The 12,381-nt window shown below is 71.0% G+C and carries 16 protein-coding genes; 7 read left to right on the top strand and 9 right to left on the bottom strand.

The annotated features are described in order from the left end of the window. Nucleotides 1-2: 2 nt before the first annotated feature. The 5 genes from OHA77_RS02235 to OHA77_RS02215 all read left to right on the top strand — a co-directional run bounded on the left by OHA77_RS02235 (nt 3) and on the right by OHA77_RS02215 (nt 3,371). Entirely contained in the window at nt 3-356 is a 354-nt protein-coding gene (locus tag OHA77_RS02235; RefSeq protein WP_406315757.1) for a hypothetical protein, read from the top strand. A gap of 106 nt (nt 357-462) precedes the next feature. Then, nucleotides 463-1,260: an alpha/beta fold hydrolase gene (locus OHA77_RS02230; protein WP_406315755.1), complete on the top strand. Its 798-nt coding sequence runs from the start codon at nt 463-465 to the stop codon at nt 1,258-1,260. After that, nucleotides 1,257-2,534, top strand: coding sequence for a PP2C family protein-serine/threonine phosphatase (locus OHA77_RS02225; RefSeq protein ID WP_406315753.1), 1,278 nt, complete (start codon nt 1,257-1,259; stop codon nt 2,532-2,534). The genes OHA77_RS02230 and OHA77_RS02225 overlap by 4 nt, the downstream gene beginning before the upstream one ends. Continuing rightward, the gene (locus tag OHA77_RS02220) at nt 2,531-2,893 is read left to right on the top strand and encodes an STAS domain-containing protein (RefSeq protein WP_326822342.1); all 363 of its coding nucleotides are present in this window, start codon (nt 2,531-2,533) and stop codon (nt 2,891-2,893) included. The genes OHA77_RS02225 and OHA77_RS02220 overlap by 4 nt, the downstream gene beginning before the upstream one ends. Nucleotides 2,894-3,041: 148 nt before the next feature. Next, a complete protein-coding gene (locus OHA77_RS02215) occupies nt 3,042-3,371 on the top strand; it encodes an STAS domain-containing protein (protein ID WP_406315751.1) in 330 nt (109 codons plus the stop codon). A 46-nt stretch (nt 3,372-3,417) separates the two neighbouring features. On the opposite strand, the gene OHA77_RS02210 is transcribed toward OHA77_RS02215, so the two are convergent. From OHA77_RS02210 to OHA77_RS02190, 5 genes are read right to left on the bottom strand one after another with little or no spacing between them, the layout of a single operon-like run. Then, a complete protein-coding gene (locus tag OHA77_RS02210) occupies nt 3,418-4,023 on the bottom strand; it encodes an energy-coupling factor transporter transmembrane component T family protein (RefSeq protein ID WP_406315749.1) in 606 nt (201 codons plus the stop codon). Beyond that, on the bottom strand, nt 4,020-4,694 hold the full coding sequence (locus OHA77_RS02205; protein WP_406315748.1) for an energy-coupling factor ABC transporter ATP-binding protein: 675 nt from the start codon (nt 4,692-4,694) through the stop codon (nt 4,020-4,022). The genes OHA77_RS02210 and OHA77_RS02205 overlap by 4 nt, the downstream gene beginning before the upstream one ends. Further along, nucleotides 4,695-5,864: a thiolase family protein gene (locus tag OHA77_RS02200; RefSeq protein ID WP_406315746.1), complete on the bottom strand. Its 1,170-nt coding sequence runs from the start codon at nt 5,862-5,864 to the stop codon at nt 4,695-4,697. After that, nucleotides 5,849-7,219 (bottom strand): class I adenylate-forming enzyme family protein, encoded by a 1,371-nt coding sequence (locus OHA77_RS02195; RefSeq protein ID WP_406315744.1) that lies wholly within the window; start codon nt 7,217-7,219, stop codon nt 5,849-5,851. The genes OHA77_RS02200 and OHA77_RS02195 overlap by 16 nt, the downstream gene beginning before the upstream one ends. Nucleotides 7,220-7,226: 7 nt before the next feature. Beyond that, a complete protein-coding gene (locus OHA77_RS02190) occupies nt 7,227-7,835 on the bottom strand; it encodes a biotin transporter BioY (protein WP_406315743.1) in 609 nt (202 codons plus the stop codon). Between the two features lie 152 nt (nt 7,836-7,987). On the opposite strand from OHA77_RS02190, the gene OHA77_RS02185 reads away from it, so the two are divergent. Next, the gene (locus OHA77_RS02185) at nt 7,988-8,488 is read left to right on the top strand and encodes a GNAT family N-acetyltransferase (protein ID WP_406315741.1); all 501 of its coding nucleotides are present in this window, start codon (nt 7,988-7,990) and stop codon (nt 8,486-8,488) included. A 95-nt stretch (nt 8,489-8,583) separates the two neighbouring features. Here OHA77_RS02185 and OHA77_RS02180 read toward each other — a convergent pair whose 3' ends face one another. Then, nucleotides 8,584-8,778 carry a DUF5302 domain-containing protein gene (locus tag OHA77_RS02180; RefSeq protein ID WP_326822352.1) on the bottom strand — a complete coding sequence of 65 codons (195 nt, stop codon included), beginning with the start codon at nt 8,776-8,778 and terminating at the stop codon, nt 8,584-8,586. 569 nt (nt 8,779-9,347) lie between these two features. Here OHA77_RS02180 and OHA77_RS02175 point away from each other — a divergent pair. Beyond that, complete coding sequence (locus OHA77_RS02175) at nt 9,348-9,572, top strand: HGxxPAAW family protein (protein ID WP_326822353.1); 225 nt, start codon at nt 9,348-9,350, stop codon at nt 9,570-9,572. Here the strand turns inward: OHA77_RS02175 and OHA77_RS02170 are convergent, their stop codons facing one another. The 3 genes from OHA77_RS02170 to OHA77_RS02160 form a co-directional block, all read right to left on the bottom strand. Beyond that, the gene (locus OHA77_RS02170) at nt 9,573-9,917 is read right to left on the bottom strand and encodes an STAS domain-containing protein (RefSeq protein ID WP_326822354.1); all 345 of its coding nucleotides are present in this window, start codon (nt 9,915-9,917) and stop codon (nt 9,573-9,575) included. A gap of 80 nt (nt 9,918-9,997) precedes the next feature. Continuing rightward, entirely contained in the window at nt 9,998-10,669 is a 672-nt protein-coding gene (locus tag OHA77_RS02165; protein ID WP_326822355.1) for a response regulator, read from the bottom strand. Further along, entirely contained in the window at nt 10,669-12,273 is a 1,605-nt protein-coding gene (locus OHA77_RS02160; RefSeq protein ID WP_406315737.1) for an ATP-binding protein, read from the bottom strand. Before OHA77_RS02160 ends, OHA77_RS02165 begins: the two co-directional genes overlap by 1 nt. Between the last annotated feature and the right edge of the window lie 108 nt (nt 12,274-12,381).

Genomic DNA, 12,381 nt, shown 5'->3' with positions numbered 1-12,381 from the left:
ACTTGACCCTGACTAGGGCCGACGTTCTTCTCGTCGGGCTCTTCTCCGCCAAGCAGCGAGACCACGCCGCCGTCATGGACGAGCTCGCCGCGGTGGTGGGCGCCTTGGGCGCTCGGGTGGTGGGGCGTTTCGTGCAGCGCAGGGGGGTCTCGGACGGCGGGGTGGCGAAGATGGGCCAGCCGTACTCGTCGCGCACGCTGGTGAGCGCGGGCAAGGTGCGCGAGATCGCCGCCGCCCGGAAGGAGCATGGGGCGAGCGCGGTCATTTTCGCCAACCCGCTGACCGATCATCAGCGGAAGGTGCTCACCGAGATCCTCGACTGCGCGGTGATCAGCCGGACCGATCTGCGGCCCTAGGTTCTGTTCTGAGCACGGGACCGCGGAAACGCCGCCATCGGCTGCCGGTGGCACTGGGCGAAGCCGCAGGTGTAGGGCGCCGGGTGGGAGTATGTCTGATATGGACATGCGAAGCAGGAACAACGTGGTGGTGACCGGTCGGCGGGGCGGGCCGATCGTGATGCTGGCGCATGGGTTCGGCTGCGACCAGAACATGTGGCGCCTGGTGGTGCCCGCGCTGGCCGAGGACTTCCAGGTCGTGCTGTTCGACTACGTAGGCTCAGGACGGTCGGACCTGTCCGCGTGGAGTGAGGAACGGTACTCCTCGCTTGAGGGATACGCGCAGGATGTGCTGGAGATCTGCCGGGAACTGGATCTGCGGGACGTGACGTTCGTGGGCCACTCGGTCAGTGCGATGATTGGGGTGCTGGCCACGGTCGCGGAGCCGGAGCGGTTCGCCGGGCTGGTCATGGTCGGCCCCTCGCCGCGCTACACCGATGAGGGCGCCTACCGGGGCGGGTTCAGCGCGGCTGACATCGAGGAGCTGCTGGAGTCGCTGGACTCCAACTATCTGGGCTGGTCGGCGGCCATGGCCCCGGTCATCATGGGCAACCCGGAGCGTCCGGAGCTGGGTGAGGAGCTGACCAACAGCTTCTGCGCCACCGACCCGGACATCGCCCGCGTTTTCGCCCGCACCACGTTTCTGTCCGACAGCAGGGCGGATCTGCCGAAGGTCGGCGTCCCCACTCTCGTCCTGGAGTGCTCCCAGGACGTCATCGCCCCGCAGGGCGTGGGCGCCTTCGTGCAGGAGTCCATTGCCGGCAGCCGGTTGGTGACCTTGGATGCCACCGGGCACTGCCCGCAGCTGAGCGCCCCGGAAGCCACCGCGGAAGCGATTCTTTCCTTCATGAGGGGCCGCCGATGATGTGCCCGTCCGGGCCCGAACCGGACCGGCCCGGCACCGGCGAAGACGGCGCTTCGCTGGAGGCGTCGTTCACCGCGCTGCTGGAGGACGACGTGGAGGACCTGTACGAGAACGCCCCATGCGGTTATCTCTCCACCCTCCTGGACGGGCAGATCGCCAAGATCAACACCACGCTGCTCACCTGGCTCGGCTACCGCCGGGATGAGGTGGTGGGCCGGATGCGGTTCTCCGATCTGCTGACGGTCGGCGGCAAGCTCTACCACGAGACGCACTTCGCGCCGCTCCTGCGTATGCAGGGCGACATCAACGGCATCGCCCTCGAACTCAAAACCGCCGACGGCACCCGCCTGCCGGTCCTGGTGACCTCAACGGTGAAGACCGGCGCCGACGGCCAGCCGCTGCTGATCCGCACCACCGTCGTCGACGCGCGCGACCGGCGCGCCTACGAGAAGGAACTCCTACGTGCCCGCAGGGAGGCCGAACTCGCCCGGCAGGAGGCAGACTGTGATCGCGAACGGCTGCAGAAAGTTCTCGCCATACTTCAGCAGAGCCTGCTGCCCCCTTCCCTGCCCGTAGTGCCGGGCCTGGAGACCGCCTCTCACTACCACACCGCCTCTCCAGATCATCTGGGCGGTGATTTCTACGACCTGTTCGCCCTGGGCGACGGGCGGTGGGCGTTCTTTCTCGGAGACGTGTGCGGAAAAGGCCCCGGCGCCGCGGCCGTCACCTCCCTGACCCGCTACACCCTGCGGGCCGCAGCCATGCACGAACCTGACCCCGTCACGGTGCTCACCACCCTGAACACGGTGCTGCACCAGCAGTACACCAGCGCCAACCCGCGCTATTGCACCGTCATCTTCGGCACCCTCACTCCCCAGGCCGGCGGATTCGCCGTCACTCTGGCCAGCGGCGGCCACCCCCCGGTGCTCCTGATGCGCGCCGACGGCAGCGCCGACTACCTGCCCACCCCCGGCGGTTTCCTCGTCGGGATCCTGCCCGACGCCCGCTTCACCGCCGTCACCACGACCCTCACCGCGGGCGACACCCTGCTGCTCTACACCGACGGGCTGACCGAGGCCCGCATCGCAGACGGCGCCCGCTACGGCGACGAAGCCCTGCTCGACTTCGCCACTCGCCTGGCGCCGGTCGCCGCAGCCACGGCCGTCACCGCCGTCATCGGCCTGCTGGACAGCTTCGGTGACGGTCTGGACGACGACACCGCCCTGCTGGCCCTCGGCGTTCCTCGCACGTCAACGACCGAAAAATCTCCGTGAGCGACCTGAAAACCACCATCCGCCGCAGCGAGACCGGCCCCGTCGTGAGTGTGGCCGGAGAACTCGACCACCACAGCTCCCCGCAGTTGCGAGAGGCCCTCGACCACCTCACCCTGTACCCGGGCGACCACCTCGTCCTCGACCTGTCCGCCCTGTCGTTCTGCGACTCCAGCGGCATCACCGCCTTCATCGTCGCCCGTAACAAGGCGCTCGACGCCCAGGCCGGCATCGCCCTGGCGGGCGTTCCCGAACACACCGCCCGCGTCCTGCGGATCATCGGCCTCGACCAGATCTTCCCCATCCACTCGGACACAGAGGCCGCCATCACGGCCTGGACCCGGTCCCCGAGCCGGCCTTGAAGCGGGGCTCGACGGACATCGAACGGTTGGCCAGGGCGTGGGCGGGCAAGGAAGCCACCTGCAGCGCAGCCGGCCGCAACAAGGAGATGGTCATGACATGACAGCGGCAGCAAGATCCTCCGGCCCAGCGTTTTCCGCTACTCTGCACGTGCAGCAGGGAGCGGTCATCATCCGCGTGGTGGGGGAGCTCGACCATGACGCGGCACCGGTCCTGGCCGAGCAGTTGGACCAGGCGCAGCGGGTGGCCGGCACACCGGTGCTGATCGTGGACACGGCGAAGATATCGTTCTGCGACTCGGACGGGCTGAACACCCTGATCGTCGCGGCGCTGCGCGCCAAGGACACCGGCATCCGGATGATGTTCAGCGGCGTGCACGGGACGCTCGCCAGAATGCTGTCCCTCACCGGCCTGACCGTCTTCTTCGAGATCCACCCCAGCACCCAGGACGCTCTGCACGCCTCCATGAACCAGGGATAAGGCCAACCCGGCACCCGTCGCGCCCGCCCTGGTTACGGCCCCCGCCTCAGTCGTCCAGGCCGCGGGCGCTGAGCGCCTCACCCAGCGCGTCCGCGTGCCGCAACGCGCTGACCACCAGTGGTACGGCGAAGGCCCGCATGCTCCACTCGACTCCTCTGGCCCGCTGGGCCTCCCGCACCCGGACGGCCAGCCCGGCGATGACCGCCACGCTGCGGATGGTGAGAGAGAGCAGCAGGGACAGCCGGAACGGGTCCAGCCCCACCCACCGCGCGGGGGACAGGCAACGCTCCAGGCAGGCCATCATGACGGAGGTCCGCGTCGTGAGGGTGACCAGCCCGGCCAGGGCGACGGTCAGGACGACGCGGGTCGTGGCGGAGACTGCGGTCGGCAGGTCCGCGAACAGCACCTGCATGGCGAACAGCCCCGCGGCGAACCACCGGATCGGGCGGAGCTGAGCCCAGGCCGCCGCCGCGCCCACTCCCGACACGACGAACAGCAGGGCGACCAGGGCCGCGGCGACCGCCGGCGCCACCGGCGAACGCAGGAGGAGAAGCGCCGTGCACGAGGCGGCCAGCCCCAGGAGCTTGGCACCGGCCGGCAGGCGGTGCAGGAGCGAGTGCCCCGGCACGTAGGCGCCGGTGAGCCCGTTCACGACATGATCTTCCGGTAGTGGTCGATGGCCGTCCCCGGCGGGGCGTCGACCATGATCCGCCCCTCGTCCAGGACCAGCACCCGGTCGAAGTCCTCCAGGAGGGCCAGGTCGTGGCTGACCACGACCACCTGCTGAGGAAGGTCGCGCAGCGCGTCGGCGACCAGGCGGGAGTGGCGCAGGTCCAGTAGCGTCGTCGGCTCGTCCATGACGAGGATCTCGGGTTCGAGCACCAGGACCGAGCACAGCGCGAGCAGCTGCTTCTGCCCGCCCGACAGGTGATGGGCGGGGTGGTCGGCGTGCCCGGCCAGGCCGTACCGCTCCAGCACGGCGGTGACCCTGCGCCGGACCTCCTCGCCGGGGAGCTTCATGCGGCGCAGCGAGAAGGCGACGTCCTCGGCCACGGTCGGCATCACGATCTGCGCGTCCGGGTCGGTGAACAGGAAACCGACGCGGCGCCTGATCCGGGCCGCGTGACGGCGCGTGTCATGGCCGAGGACGGTGACGCTGCCCGAGGTCGGCAGGGCCAGGCCGTTGACCAGCCGGGCCAGCGTGCTCTTACCCGAGCCGTTGGCCCCGATCACACCGACCCGGCGCTCGGACAGCGAGACGGTGACGCCGCGCAGCACCTCGCGCTGCCCGAACCGGACATGGACGTCGGTCAGTTCGATCACTCACACCACCTCGAACAGGGCGGCGACCCCGAGGCCGCCGCCGACCGCCGCCATCGCCAGTCCCAGCGTCCCCGGCGGTGCGCCCGACCGTACGAGCCTGGTGAACAGCCGGGTGACCACGACGGCGCCGGTGGCGCCCCACGGGTGGCCGAGGGCCAGGGCGCCGCCGTCGGCGCAGACCCGGTCCCGGTCGGCGCCTAGCGGGTCGAGCCCGAGTGCGTCGGTCACCGCCAGCGTCTGGGCCGCGAACGCCTCCACGATCTCCACCGCGGTGATCCGCTCCATGCTCACACCCGTACGGCCGAGCAGGCGCCGTACGGCCGGCACCGGGCCCCAGCCGGGTAGCGCGGGGTCGCAGCCGACGACGGCGCCGGCCCGCAGCCGCAACCCGGGCAGCCCCGCGGCCGCGCGCAGCCGTTCCGACACGAGGACGACCGCCGCCGCGCCGTCGCTGACCGGGGAGGAGTTGCCGGCGGTCACCGAGCCTCCGGGAACGAACGCCGCGGGCAGCCGTGACAGGGACGCCGGCCGCAGGAGGCGCGGACGCTGGTCCTCCGCTCGGCCCGCGATCGGGACGATCTCCTCCCCGAACCGGCCCGCCGCCCGGGCGGCCACCGCCTTGGCGTGGCTCGCGCACGCGTAGCGGTCCTGGCGATCCCGGTCCACCCCGCACGCGGCGGCGAGCGCCTCCGCCGCGGCGCCCATGTCCGGGTCCGGATGGCCTTCGGGGGCGAAGGGGGCCCGCTCGTACGGCACGCCGGGCTCGCCCGCCCGCCCCCGGTGGACCCGCAGCGGCGCGGTGGAGGCGCTCTCGGCCCCTCCGGCGATGACGAGGTCCATCTCCTCGCTGCGGACGGCCTGGCCGGCCAGCAGGATCGCCGCCAGCCCGCTGCCGCACTGCCGGTCGACCGTGACGCCGGGAACGGCCTCGCCCAGTCCCGCACCCAGCGCCGAGACGCGCGCGAGGTTTCCGCCGGGACCCATGCAGTTGCCGAGCACCACATCCTCGATCGGCGCGCCCAGGCAGGCCACGTCGCGCGCGAGCGCGCCGATGACGGGCCCCGCCAGCCGATCGACCGGCACCGCCTTGAACGCGTGCGCGGCCGTGCCGATCGGGGTACGGCGGGCAGCCACGATGATCGGTTCCCCGCCCATCAGGTCAGCCGCCACAGGTCTTGATCGCCGCCGGCCAGGCGGGCGGCGACGAGTCCGCGGGCCGGCTTGCCCGCCGGGGTGCGGGGCAGGCTCTTCACGGCATACCAGCGGCGCGGTCGCTGCGCCGCGTCCAGCCCGCCGCGCGCGACCGACTCCAGGGCCGCCCTCGGCGGCGGCGTCCCCGAGCCCACCTCCAGGACCGCGGTGACCACCGCACCCAGCTCCGGGTGCGGTGAGCCCACCACCACGATGTCGCCCACTCCCGGCACGCTCCTGAGCACCTCCTCGACGTCCTCGGGCACGACCGTGGCTCCGCCGGTCTGGATCGCGCCGTCACCGCGGCCGCGCAGCCGCAGGACCTCGCCGGGCCGGTACGGCTCCGCCACGTCGCCGACGCTCATCCAGCCGTCCTCGTCGACCCTCAGTGGGCCCGCCGCGCCGGCCAGGTATCCCTCGGCCAGCCAGGGAGAACGCACCCACACCTCGCCCAGAGACCGGCCGGTCGGCACCCTGACCTCGACCTCCACACCGGGAAAAGGGCGTAACCCCGAACCGTCGGCGTCCACGGCGACGAAGGACATCTCGGTGGCGCCGTAGTAGGACACCACGCGCACACCGGCGGCCGCCGCGCGCTCGCGCAGCCCCCCGGGCAGGGCCGCACCGCCGACCACGGCCGTCCGCAGCGGGCTTCCGGCCCCCTCCCGCAGGGCGTCCAGCACCACCGGCAGGTAGTGCGGTACCAGGTGGGCCACGGTCGCCCGGCGCAACTGCGCGGTCAGCGCCCCGGGTGACCAGCGGCCCGGCAGGAGGGCCGTCGCGCCGGCGGCCAGCGCGTGCACGGCCGCGAAGCCGTACAGCGAGGAGGTCAGCGGCCCCGGCACCAGCACGACGTCCTCGGGCCCGATCCCGGCAAGCTCGCCCACCTGCTGGAACGATGTCGTCCACGACGCGCGGGTGCGCACCACGGCCCGTGGCCGGCCCGTGCTGCCGGAACCGAAGCAGGCCCATGAGCGATCCCCGGGGAGGGGACTCGGCGACACCGGGGAGCCGTCCGCGACGGGCGGCATCGCGTCGATACGGAGATCCGCCGGAATCGCCTCCCGCATCCGGGCGTCCCATGAGGGGTCGCACAGCAGCGGGGTCGCCCCGGCCAGGTCCGCCGCCAGCACGACGGTGAGCAGATCCACCGGATCGGCCAGGCTGATCGCGGCCAGCGTGCCACGACCGGCCCCCCGCCCGGACAGATGCACCGCCACGCCGCGGATCCTCCGCGCGAACTCGGCGTAACTCAGCTCGCCTCCCAGGCCGCAGACCGCCTGCCGGTGCGGACGGGTGGAGGCGTGTCGCAGTACCTGTGCGGCGACCGGCATGACCGGCTCAGCCCTCCCTGGCGGCACTGAGCCGATCGCGGTGGACGGCCGGAACCGCGTCGGGGTAGGCCCGCTGGGTCCCCCGCACCACGATCGAGGCCAGCACCGCCTTCACCACGTCGCCGGGGAGGAAGGCGGCACTGAGCAGGGCCGCCTGCCCCGGCGAGAGCCCGGTGACGGCCGCCTGCACGGGGACGCCGACGAGATAGATCATCCCGACGCCGCCGGCCAGGCAGGCCGTCAGCAGCCGCGCGAGGCCCGGACTGTGGCCGCCGCGCTCGACGATCCAGCCGGTTACGGCCGCGCCGGGGAGCCAACCGAGCAGGAACCCCGCCGACGGTCCTGCGAAGACCCCCAGCCCGCCTCGGCCACCGGCGAGCAGCGGCAGTCCCGCGGCCACCAGCACGAGCAGGACGGTGACGGCCAAGGCGGCCCGCCACGTGCCCAGGATCGCGCCGGCGAGCATGATCCCGAACGTCTGCAACGTGATCGGCACCGCGTTGCCGAAGACGTTAAGGGCGCCCGGCAGACCGAGTACGGCGATCAGCGCCGCGAAGACACTGACCCGGGCGAGATCCCCGGTGGGGAACCCGCCTTCCCGAGGAGCCTTCGGCATCCCGTCTCCTTCGCTGTGGTAGATGTGCGGATTCGATCACACACCAGAACGCCCCGGTACACGCATGGAGAGATGCCACAACATTCTTCTGCGATAGTCGGACACCGGAAAAGTCATGGAATCGGCGTCAGGTCATGGACCATGATCCATTCATGACCTCACCCATAACTCCGCACTCGATCGAGATCCGCTCCGCGTCCATCGAGGACGCCGCGCTTCTGGCCGAGCTGAACGACTCCGTGCACTCCGTCCACGTTCTGCATCGGCCGGACGTCTTCCGCGGCGGGCCCGCTCACGACGACCTGGTCCCGATCTTCGAGGCCCACCTGGCCCGCGAGGACGCCCGCGTCCTCGTCGCCCTGTCATCGGGCCGGCCGGTCGGCTACGCGCTCGCTCTGATCGTCGATCGCCCCGGTGACGCTCTCATGCGTCCAAGGACGTTCGTCGTCCTAGAACACCTGGCCGTCGTCGCCGAGGCGGCTCGGAGCGGTGTCGGCACCGCTCTACTCGACGCGGTGCGTGCGGTGGGCGGCGCGGCGGGCTGTTCTCACCTGGTCACCGATGTGTGGGACGGCAACAAGGAGGCCCAGGCCTTCTACGCGGCCGCGGGGTTCGCCCCGATGGTGCACCGGCTGGAGCAGCCGCTCCGATGAGCTCTCCCGCGTGGCGCCCCTGAGGCCCCGCCTGCCGTTGGGATCACTCCCGGAACCCGGGAACGATCCCAACGGATCTCAATGCCAGGCTGTGCTCAGCCGCCACTCTTGCGGCGGAAGGAACGCTTCCCCCCGACCGGGCCGTGGGCGCCGTGGATCTTCGAGGAGTTGTTTCCCCTGCCCCCGGCGTTCGCGTCGGTCTGGGCGAGCTTCTTGCGCTCCAAGGCCTCGCGGAACTTGCGCTTCAGCTCATCTTCGGAGCCTTCGGGCTCCGGCGTGACGTCAGACATACGGACCTCCTGATCTGGGCGGGCAGTCCAACTCCGACCAACCGGATCATCATCCTCTCACGTCCCAAACGGAGGTCCGATACCCGCTCCACCCGCCCGCCACCTGGGGGTGAATGCTTTTGCACTGATTATCTTACTGTTTTCAGTAAAAAATGGGCTCTACCGATGGTCGTCTCCGTAATGTCAGCAGGACCCACCGGTCGCGGTCCTTCGTGGGCCCTGCGTCCCGCGGTGTCCGGGTGACGCCTGCGCACCCGGCTCCGGGCGGGAGTCTGAGCAAGCCACCGCGACCCGGCACCGGTACGCTGTCCCCGCCCCTCAAACGACTTGAGGCGATCGGCCACATCCGGCGGCGGCGCGACAGACGGGACGGAATCGTCCCGAAGGTCGACCCCGCCCCCGAGGGCCGGAAGCCGAGGAGCGAAGCTTAAGAAGATTACGTCGCCCACCGTCGATGGTCCGGGTAGGAAACCGGGGAGCCGCAGCGGCTCCACCGGTCACCGACCAGGATGATCGCGGCGGCGGACGGCGCGCATCGCTGATCCACACAGAGAGGACAGGAAAGACTCATGGCTGGAAGCCACGGAGGAAGCCCCAAGTCTTGGCTTGCGGTTATCGTCATTCTGCTCGGGTTCACCATCGGCGGTGTGGCCCTGTGTCTTGGTCCCAACTGGATGTTCTTCTGGGTGGGCGTCGGGGTCGTCGCGGTCGGCGGTGTGCTCGCCCTGATCGTCGACATCTTCTCCGACGTGATCGTGGACGCGCCCCGGGAGCCCCTCGACCACACCAGCTGATCACATCTCCTGCAGAGCCTCTCCGACGGAGGGGGAGAGCTCGAAGGCGGAGCGCAGCCCGGTGATGGTCAGGATCCGCTCCAGAGTGCCGTGGACGCCGGCCAGAATCAGGCGGGCGCCCAGGGCGCGGCTCTGCCGGAGGATCGCGATCAGTTCTGAGACGCCGGTGGAGTCGCAGAAGGTGAGCGCCGTGACGTCTACGACGATCACGGAGAGAGCTTCGGCCTCCCAGACCTTGGTCATCTCGTCACGGAAGACGGGGGCGTTTCCGTAGTCGAGCTCTCCGCTCGCCTGGACGACGCACACGGTGTCGTCCAGGCTCGTCGAAATCGTGAAAAGGGCCATGCTCCGCTCCTCCGCCCGCGGGTGGCAGGGCGGGCTGCCTCTGTCCTACCAGGTCTGCGGCCCGGATAACGCACCCGGGCTCAATTGATTCGATAGAGCAGTTCCGGCCGCCCGACTCCGCCGTACTGCGGCACCCTGCGCACGACACCGCTGCCCGCCAGGTGCTCCAGGTAGCGGCGGGCGGTCACCCGGGAGACGCCGATCGCGGCGCCGGCCGCCTGCGCCGACACGCCTCCCGGGGTTCTGCGCAGCTCCGCCAGCACGGCGTCGAGGGTGACCGGGATCATCCCCTTCGGCAGCGGGCTGTGCGCCGGACCGCGCAGGGCGGCCAGCGCCCGGTCCACCTCGCCCTGGCTGCCGGCCTCCCCCGAGCCGTCCACCGACGACCGGAACTCCGCATAGCGGGTGAGCTTCTCGTTCAGTGAGGCGAAGGTGAAGGGCTTGAGCAGGTACTGAGCCACGCCGACGGAGACCGCGGCCCTGACCATCGACAGGTCGCGCGCCGAGGTGACGGCGATGACGTCGGACAGCACACCCGCCGCGCGCAGGGCCCGGCACACCTCCAGCCCGTGTATGTCAGGCAGGTAGAGGTCGAGCAGGATCAGGTCCACCGGCCGTCGCCGCAGGAAGCGCAACGCCTCGCCGCCGGACCTGGCCAGGCCCTCCACCCGGAAGCCGGGCACCCGTTCCACGAAGAGGCGGTTCGCCTCCGCCGTGATCTCGTCGTCCTCGACGACCAGCACCGAGATCATCAAATGCCTTTCTCCCGCAGCGGCAGCCGTACGGTGAACACCGCTCCGGGCCCGCCGCCGACGTCGATCGTGCCGCCCAGGCGGCGGACCGAGCGTCCCACCATGGCCAGCCCGAGGCCGCGTCCGTCGCCCTTGGTGGTCCAGCCCCGCCGGAAGGCCTCCCGGGCCGTCGCCGCGTCCAGTCCGGACCCGCTGTCGGCCACGCTGGCCAGGAAGGTCGTCTCGTCGGCCAGCATGCGGACGTCCACCCGGGCCGGCGCGACGCCCGCCATGGCCGCGTCCACCGCGTTGTCTATCAGGTTGCCGAGGATCGTCACCAGGTCTCGCTCGTCCAGGCCGATGTCGTCGAGGTCGGTGTCCGGGCTGATCATCAGTTCCACGCCGCGCTCGGCGGCCTCGGCGCTCTTGCCCAGCAGCAGCGCCGCGAGCACCGGTTCGCGCACCGCGCCCACCACCCGGTCGGTGAGCTGCTGCGCCGCCCGGAGTTCCGCGGTCGCGAAGGCCACGGCCTGCTCGGCGCGGCCCAGCTCGACGAGGGTGATGACGGTGTGCAGGCGGTTGGCCGCCTCGTGCGCGGCGGCGCGCAGGGAGTCGGCGAAGCCGCGTTCGGCGTTGAGCTGCCCGGTCAGGGACTGCAGTTCGGTATGGTCGCGCAGGGTGACCACGGTGCCGAGTGAGCGGTTGCCGGAGCGGACCACGGCGACGTTCACCACGAGCGTCCGCTCCCCGGCCAGATGGATCTCGTCGGTCCGGTTCTCCCCGGACGCCAGCAGTTCGGTGAGCGAGTCGGGCAGGCCCAGGTCGGTGACGTGCCGCCCGCCCGCCTCGCCGTACAGGCCCAGCAGCTCCCGGGCGCCGTCGTTGCAGAGCGTCAGCCTGCCCGCGCCGTCGACCAGCAGCAACCCCTCCCGTACGGCGTGCAGGATCGCGTCGTGGTACTCGTACATCCGGCGGAGCTCGCCCGGCCCCATCCCGTGGGTCTGGCGGCGGAGCCGGGTGCCCACTAGATAGGTGCCCACCCCGCCGGTGGACAGGCCGAGCAGGCCGACGAGGCCGGCGCCGGCGAGCTGCCCGCGCAGCCTGAGTCCGATCTTCTCGACGGTGATGCCCGCACTGACCAGGGCGCGGACCGTGCCGTCGCCGTCGCGCACCGGCGCGACGGCACGCACCGAGGGGCCGAGGGTGCCGGTGTAGGTCTCGGTGAAGGTCTCACCCTTCAAGGCGGGCGCGATGGTGCCGAGAAATGGATGACCGATCTGGGCTGGATTGGGGTGGGTGTAGCGGAGCCCGGCGGTACTCATGATCGTGACGAAGTCGACCCCGGTCTCCCGCCGCACCCGTTCCGCGTACGGCTGCAGCACGGCGGAGTCGCCGAGGGCGGCGAGGACCGAGGGGGAGCCGGCCACGCTGACGGTCACCGCCCTGGCCTTTCCGGTGGCCTCCTCGACGAGCAGTTCGCGGGTCTGCAGGAAGGTCAGCACCACGCCTCCCGCGACGGTGACCCCGACCACGACGATCTGCAGTGTCAGCATCTGCCGGGCCAGGCTCCATCGGCGTATCCATCGGGACAGCGTCCTCAACCCCACGACTTTTCCTAAGTCCACGAACGAAATGTACGCAACAGTGACGTGGGTCACATCGATGGTGCATAGTCGCTCGACCGGAATTTCCGTCCAGCCCGGGAAGGCCCAGTGCCCGATATGTCTAGAGAT

It is taken from the genome of Streptosporangium sp. NBC_01639, from assembly GCF_045209755.1.
Taxonomy (GTDB): Bacteria; Actinomycetota; Actinomycetes; order Streptosporangiales; family Streptosporangiaceae; genus Streptosporangium.
This window is presented reverse-complemented; position numbering and strand designations above follow the sequence as displayed.

Excerpts from the sequence above, each read along its gene's own strand:
- OHA77_RS02230 (WP_406315755.1), top strand. The coding sequence starts at position 463 with ATGCGAAGCAGGAACAACGTGGTGGTGACCGGTCGGCGGGGCGGGCCG.
- OHA77_RS02225 (WP_406315753.1), top strand. The coding sequence starts at position 1,257 with ATGATGTGCCCGTCCGGGCCCGAACCGGACCGGCCCGGCACCGGCGAA.
- OHA77_RS02195 (WP_406315744.1), bottom strand. The coding sequence starts at position 7,219 with ATGCCGGTCGCCGCACAGGTACTGCGACACGCCTCCACCCGTCCGCAC.
- OHA77_RS02190 (WP_406315743.1), bottom strand. The coding sequence starts at position 7,835 with ATGCCGAAGGCTCCTCGGGAAGGCGGGTTCCCCACCGGGGATCTCGCC.
- OHA77_RS02185 (WP_406315741.1), top strand. The coding sequence starts at position 7,988 with ATGACCTCACCCATAACTCCGCACTCGATCGAGATCCGCTCCGCGTCC.
- OHA77_RS02180 (WP_326822352.1), bottom strand. The coding sequence starts at position 8,778 with ATGTCTGACGTCACGCCGGAGCCCGAAGGCTCCGAAGATGAGCTGAAG.
- OHA77_RS02175 (WP_326822353.1), top strand. The coding sequence starts at position 9,348 with ATGGCTGGAAGCCACGGAGGAAGCCCCAAGTCTTGGCTTGCGGTTATC.
- OHA77_RS02170 (WP_326822354.1), bottom strand. The coding sequence starts at position 9,917 with ATGGCCCTTTTCACGATTTCGACGAGCCTGGACGACACCGTGTGCGTC.
- OHA77_RS02165 (WP_326822355.1), bottom strand. The coding sequence starts at position 10,669 with ATGATCTCGGTGCTGGTCGTCGAGGACGACGAGATCACGGCGGAGGCG.